Origin of the sequence: Streptomyces sp. NPDC058534 (assembly GCF_042717365.1) — a bacterium.
In the GTDB taxonomy this organism is placed as follows: domain Bacteria; phylum Actinomycetota; class Actinomycetes; order Streptomycetales; family Streptomycetaceae; genus Streptomyces.
Genome location: NZ_JBHXNW010000030.1, coordinates 61,479 through 67,683 on the forward strand (window position 1 = coordinate 61,479; position 6,205 = coordinate 67,683).

The 6,205-nt window shown below is 69.8% G+C and carries 4 protein-coding genes and 1 pseudogene; 2 read left to right on the forward strand and 3 right to left on the reverse strand.

Annotation, left to right across the window (positions count from 1 at the left end):
- Positions 1 to 67: 67 nt before the first annotated feature.
- Positions 68 to 2,683, reverse strand: coding sequence for an ABC transporter permease/substrate binding protein (locus ACFWR9_RS19945; RefSeq protein WP_383843713.1), 2,616 nt, complete (start codon positions 2,681 to 2,683; stop codon positions 68 to 70).
- A complete protein-coding gene (locus tag ACFWR9_RS19950; RefSeq protein ID WP_383843716.1) occupies positions 2,676 to 3,764 on the reverse strand; it encodes a glycine betaine/L-proline ABC transporter ATP-binding protein in 1,089 nt (362 codons plus the stop codon). The genes ACFWR9_RS19945 and ACFWR9_RS19950 overlap by 8 nt, the downstream gene beginning before the upstream one ends.
- 193 nt (positions 3,765 to 3,957) lie before the next feature.
- On the opposite strand from ACFWR9_RS19950, the gene ACFWR9_RS19955 reads away from it, so the two are divergent.
- Positions 3,958 to 4,863, forward strand: coding sequence for a 5'-3' exonuclease H3TH domain-containing protein (locus tag ACFWR9_RS19955; RefSeq protein WP_383843805.1), 906 nt, complete (start codon positions 3,958 to 3,960; stop codon positions 4,861 to 4,863).
- A 177-nt stretch (positions 4,864 to 5,040) separates the two neighbouring features.
- Positions 5,041 to 5,883 carry a siderophore-interacting protein gene (locus ACFWR9_RS19960; protein ID WP_383843719.1) on the forward strand — a complete coding sequence of 281 codons (843 nt, stop codon included), beginning with the start codon at positions 5,041 to 5,043 and terminating at the stop codon, positions 5,881 to 5,883.
- 124 nt (positions 5,884 to 6,007) lie between these two features.
- Here ACFWR9_RS19960 and ACFWR9_RS19965 read toward each other — a convergent pair.
- A pseudogene (locus ACFWR9_RS19965) lies at positions 6,008 to 6,103 on the reverse strand (GNAT family N-acetyltransferase); the annotation flags it as partial.
- Positions 6,104 to 6,205: the final 102 nt, after the last annotated feature.

Genomic DNA, 6,205 nt, shown 5'->3' on the forward strand with positions numbered 1-6,205 from the left:
GGGCCCGGCCGCGCGCTGTCAGGAGGCGCTGCCGGGCCCACCCCTCGGGGTGGCCAGTGGTGCGGTACTACTGCGGGGTCATCCGGCCGAGCATGTCCGGGTGCTCCTTCAGCCAGGCCGCGACGGCTTCCTCCTCGTGGCCCTGCCCGCGGTCCTTGATCTCGGCCTCCAGGGTGCCGAGCTCGTCCTCGGTCATGTGGAAGCCCTTGATCCACTTGGTGAGCTGCGGGTACTGCTCGGGGAACTTCTTGCTGGAGATGGTGCGGATCGTGTTGCCCTCACCGAAGGCCTTCTTGGGGTCCTTCAGCTTGGTCAGCTCGTAGTCGCTGTAGGCCCAGTGCGGCGACCACAGGGTGACCGCGACCGGCTCCTTCTTGGCGAGGGCGCGCTTCAGCTCGGCCAGCATCGCGGGCGTGGAGCCGTCGACGACCTCGTACTCGTCCTCCAGGCCGTAGGCCGGCATGACGTCGTTCTTGACCAGCTGCATCTGACCGGTGCCGGGCTCGATGCCGATGATCTTCCCGTCGAAGAGGTCGGCCTTGCCCTTGAGGTCCGCGAGGGACTTGACGTCCTTCACGTACGAGGGGACGGCGATCTCCAGGGAGGTCGGCTCGTACCAGGTGCCGAGGTCGGTGAGGTTGTCCTTGTTCTTCTCCCAGTAGTTCTTCTGGGCGTGGGGCAACCAGGCGTCGAAGTTGAGGTCGAGGTCGCCGGAGGCGAGGCCGGTGTAGACCGGGCCGACGTCCATCTGCTTCATGTTCATCTTGTAGCCGCGACGCTCCAGGACGTTCTTCCACAGGTAGGTGACGGCGACGTCCTCCTCCCAGGGGAACCAGGCCACGTCCAGGGCCCGCTCGGCCTCGGGCGGGGTGGCGCCGGCGGCGCCCTCGACCGGGGCGAGCTCGTCGACGAGCCCCGGGTTGCTCTTCAGCCAGGTGCGGACGGCGTCCTGCTGCTTGCCCTTGCCGGACTTGTTGATCTCGGCCTCCAGGCTGGTGAGCTGCTTCTCGTCCAGCGTGAAGTCCTTCATCCACTGTGCGGCCGTGGGGTCGTCGTCGGCGAAGCCCTTGCGGGACAGCGTGTGCACGCCGTCGCCCGCGCCCCAGGCGCCCTTGGGGTCCTTCAGCTTCTTCAGGTCGTAGTCGTTGTACGCCCAGTGCGGGGACCAGAGCGTGACGACGATCGGTTCCTTCTTGCTCATCGCCCGCTTCAGCTCGGCCAGCATCGCCGGGGTGGAGCTGTCGACGACCTTGTACTCCTTGTCGAGGCCGTACTCCTTGGTGACCTTGTCCTTCAGCAGTGCCATCTCACCGGCGCTGGACTCGATGCCGGTGATCTTGCCGCCGAACTGGTCGGCCTTGCCCTTGAGGTCCGCCAGCGTGTTGATGTCCTTCATGTACGCCGGGACGGTCAGCTCCAGCGACGTCTCGTCGTACCAGGAGCCGAGGTCGTCGAGCCGGTCGCCGTACTTCTTCCAGTACTGGGCGTGGGTGGTCGGCAGCCAGGAGTTGGTGACGATGTCGATGTTGCCCTGCGCCAGGGAGGTGTAGAGCGGTCCGGCGTCGAACTGCTTGGCCTCGACCTCGTAGCCGCGCTGTTCGAGGATCTCCTTCCACAGGAACGTGGAGGCGACGCCCTCGTCCCACGGGACGTAGCCGAGGGTGACCTTCTTGCCCTGGCCGACGTTCTTGCCGTTCGCGACGTTCTCGGTGTCGCCGGAGCCGCCGAACATGCCCATGCCGCCGGCCACCAGGCCCAGGATCACGACACCGATCACGGCGACCTGCGGGCGGGGGCGGTAGGACCAGATCTTCAGGCCGCCCATGCTGCGGGCCTTGGCGGCGGCGCGGCGGCCGAGCGGCGACACCTGGGTGCCGAGCGCGCTGGTCATGCGGTCCAGGTAGATCGCGAGGATCACGATGGCCACACCGGACTCGGAGCCGAGACCGACGTTCAGCTGGCCGATGGCCTCGTTGACGTCGCCGCCGAGGCCGCCGGTGCCGACCATGCCGGCGATCGCGGCCATGGACAGGCCGAGCATGATGACCTGGTTGACGCCCGCCATCACCGTCGGCAGGGCCAGCGGGAGCTGGACGCGCAGCAGGGTGTTGCGGGGGGTGGTGCCGAAGGCCTCGGCGGCCTCGACCAGTTCCTTGTCGACCTGGCGGATGCCCAGCTCGGTCATGCGCACGCCCGGGGCGAGCGCGAAGATCAGGGTGGCGACGATGCCCGCGGAGGCGCCGGTGCCGAAGAACAGGATCGCCGGGATGAGGTAGATCATCGCGGGCAGCGTCTGCATGAAGTCGAGCACGGGCCGGACCACGCCGCTGACGCGGTCGGAGCGGGCCGCCCAGATGCCGACGGGCACCGCTACGACCAGGGCGATGATCGTGGCGACGAGCACCAGCGCCAAGGTGATCATCGCGTTCTCCCACAGCTCCATGGAGACGATGAACGCGAATCCCAGGAAGGTGAGAACACCGGCGAGCGTGCCGCGCAGCCAGAAGGCGATGACCGCGAAGATGCCGACGAGGAGCAGTGGTTCGGGCGCCTGGAGGACGGCGTTGATGCCGTCGTAGGTGCCGGTGAAGACGGTCTTCAGGAAGTCGAAGAGCCACGCGACGTGTTCGAGCAGCCAGTCGACGGTGCTGTTGACCCAGTCGCCGAGCGGAATCCTAGGCACGGGCCATCACCTTCTCGGGGCCCTGGTCGCGCGGGCTGTCGCAGGTGCCGGGCTCGGCCTGCTCGTCCCCGAGGAAGCCGACGAGGCGGCGGGTGGGGACGACCCCGACCAGCTCGCCGTCGCCGTCGACGACCGCGACGGGGTGCGGGGTGCGGGCGCTGATCGCGCACAGGTCGGTGAACGACGTCTCGGGCGTGGCCGTCTCGCAGTCGCAGTCGGCCTCGTCGCCGCGCAGGTCGGTCTCCATGACGGCACCGGTGGTCAGCACCCGGGAGCGGTCGACGTCCTGGGTGAAGGAGGCGACGTAGTCGTTGGCGGGACGTATCAGGATGTCCTGCGCGGTGCCTATCTGGACGATCCGGCCGTCGCGCATCATGGCGATGCGGTCGCCCAGGCGCATGGCCTCGTTGAGGTCGTGCGTGATGAAGACGATGGTCTTCTTCAGGGTCTTCTGGAGTTCGAGCAGCTGGTCCTGCATGTCACGGCGGATCAGCGGGTCCAGGGCGCTGAAGGACTCGTCCATCAGCAGCAGGTCGGCGTCCGTGGCGAGCGCGCGGGCCAGGCCGACGCGCTGCTGCATACCGCCGGACAGCTCGTCGGGCCAGGACTTCTCCCAGCCGGCCAGGCCGCACAGGGCGAGCGCCTCGTCGGCGCGGCGTTCACGCTCGGCGCGGGGCACGCCCTGCACTTCAAGACCGTAGGCAGCGTTGTCACGGACGCTGCGGTGCGGGAAGAGCGCGAAGTGCTGGAAGACCATGCTGATCTGCTTGGAGCGGACGTCGCGCAGCTGCCGCTCGCTGATCTCGGTGAGGTCGTGACCGCCGAAGCGGACGTGCCCGGCGGTCGGCTCCAGCAGACCGTTGAGCATGCGCAGCAGCGTGGACTTGCCGGATCCGGACAGTCCCATGACGACGAAGATCTCGCCGGGTTCCACGGTGAAGGACGCGTCGATGACGGCGGCCGTGGTGCCGTCGGCGTGCAGTTCCTTCCGTACGTCCCCCTGGCGCAGTCGTTCGACTGCCTGGTCCGGTTTCCTGCCGAAGACCTTGTACAGGTTCTCGGCTTCTAGTCTGGCTGACACGCTTACCTCTTGCATCGGGGGCAGGGACAGGGTGTGAAGCCTCGCTAACAGTTGAATGCATCAACCAGCTTCGACCCGGCTGCGCGCCTGCCCCGATGCTTATACGCCAAACACATGAGTGACTCAGTTCACACGTCCTCCCCCATTCGTCCACACGCTCTGCGGCATGATGCGAGGCGTGACCGGACGACTGATGCTTCTCGACACCGCCTCCCTCTACTTCCGCGCCTACTTCGGCGTGCCGGACTCGGTGCGGGCCCCCGACGGCACGCCGGTGAACGCCGTGCGCGGCCTGCTCGACTTCATCGACCGCCTGGTGAAGGACCACCGGCCCGACCAGCTGGTCGCCTGCATGGACGCCGACTGGCGCCCGCACTGGCGGGTGGAGCTGATCCCCTCCTACAAGGCGCACCGCGTCGCCGAGGAGCGTCCCGCCGGCCCCGACGAGGAGGAGGTGCCCGACACGCTGTCACCGCAGGTGCCGGTCATCGAGGCCGTCCTCGACGCGCTCGGCATCGCCCGCGTCGGCGTGGCCGGATACGAGGCGGACGACGTCATCGGCACGTACACCGCGCGGGCGACGGGCCCGGTCGACATCGTCACCGGCGACCGGGACCTCTACCAGCTCGTCGACGACGCCCGCGGCGTGCGCGTGCTCTACCCGGTCAAGGGCGTCGGCACCCTCAACCTCACCGACGAGGCCGCGCTGCGCGAGAAGTACGGCGTCGACGGCCGCGGGTACGTCGATCTGGCGCTGCTGCGCGGCGACCCGAGCGACGGGCTGCCCGGTGTGGCCGGCATCGGCGAGAAGACGGCGGCCAAGCTGCTGGCCGAGTTCGGGGACCTGGCGGGCATCCGGGCCGCCGTGGACGACCCGAAGGCGAAGCTCACGCCCTCGCAGCGCAAGCGGCTCACCGAGGCCGCGCCGTATCTCGACGTCGCCCCGAAGGTCGTCCGGGTCGCCGACGACGTCCCGGTGCCGGACGTCGCCACCACGCTGCCGCGCGGACCGCGCGACGCCGCCGCGCTGGACGCCCTGGCGGCGCGCTGGGGCCTGGGCGGATCCCTGCACCGGCTGCTGACGACGCTGAGCGCCTGAGCGTGCGGCGCGGGCAGTCAATGCCTGCGCGGCGCGTCGGTTTCCCGGGGAGGGGAAGTCGTACTCTGCGTGCGGATCGTCATGGATCTCCCCCTCGTGACGCGACAAGCGGGAAGGGGATGCTAACTTAGGTAAACCTAACCCAATGATCCGCACGTTGGCAGCAGGGAGGCCCTCATGGCAGACCGTCCGGTACGCAAGCCGCGCAAGCCGCACACCGCACAGGTCGTCCGCACCGAGCGGCTGACCCCGCACATGCAGCGTGTGGTGCTCGGCGGCGAGGGGCTGGCCGCGATCTCCGCGGACACCTGTACCGACCACTACGTGAAACTGCTGTTCGCCGCCGAGGGCGTGACCTATCCCGAGCCCTTCGACGTCGAGCGGATCCGCGCAGAGTTCCCCCGCGACCAGTGGCCGGTGACCCGCACCTACACCGTGCGCCACTGGGACGCCGAGCACCTCCAGATGACGCTGGACTTCGTCGTCCACGGCGACGAGGGGCTGGCCGGCCCCTGGGCCAAGCGCGTCCGGCCGGGCGAAACGGTCCACTTCATGGGCCCCGGCGGCGCCTACGCCCCCGACACGACGGCCGACTGGCATCTGCTGGCCGGCGACGAGAGCGCGCTGCCGGCGATCGCCCGGTCCCTGGAGGCGCTGCCCGACGGCGCCCGCGCCTTCGCCTTCGTGGAGGTCGACGGGCCCGAGGAGGAGCAGAAGATCGACTCCGACGTGGAGGTCGTCTGGCTGCACCGCGGCGCCCGTCCGGTGGGCCAGGCCCTCGTCGAGGCGGTGCGCGGGCTGGAGTTCCCCGAGGGCCGCCCGCACGCGTTCGTGCACGGCGAGGCGGCCTGCGTGAAGGAACTGCGCCGGTATCTGCGGGTGGAGCGGGAGTTCTCCCGCGAGGACCTGTCGATCTCCGGCTACTGGCGGCTCGGCCACAACGAGGACGGCTGGCAGGCCTCGAAGCGGGAGTGGAACGCCCGCATCGAGGCCGAACAGGAGGGCGCCCCTGCGGCGTAGCCCGCCCGCGCCGGCTCAGTCGCCGCGGACGCGGGCGCGCAGGCGCATGCCACCCGGCAAGACCCACCACAGCCGCCCGCCCGGCAGGGCGACACCCGCGCACAGGCCCGCCCCCGCGCCCGGCTCAATCCCCGCGCACCCGGGCATGCAGGTGCATGTCGTGCCAGCCGTCGGGGTGCAGCAGGGCGCTGCGCTTGGTGCCCTACAGCGCGAAGCCCGCCCCGCAAGCCACCCGGCAAGACCCACCACAGCCGCCCGCCCGGCAGGGCGACACCCGCGCACAGGCCCGCCCCCGCGCCCGGCTCAATCCCCGCGCACCCGG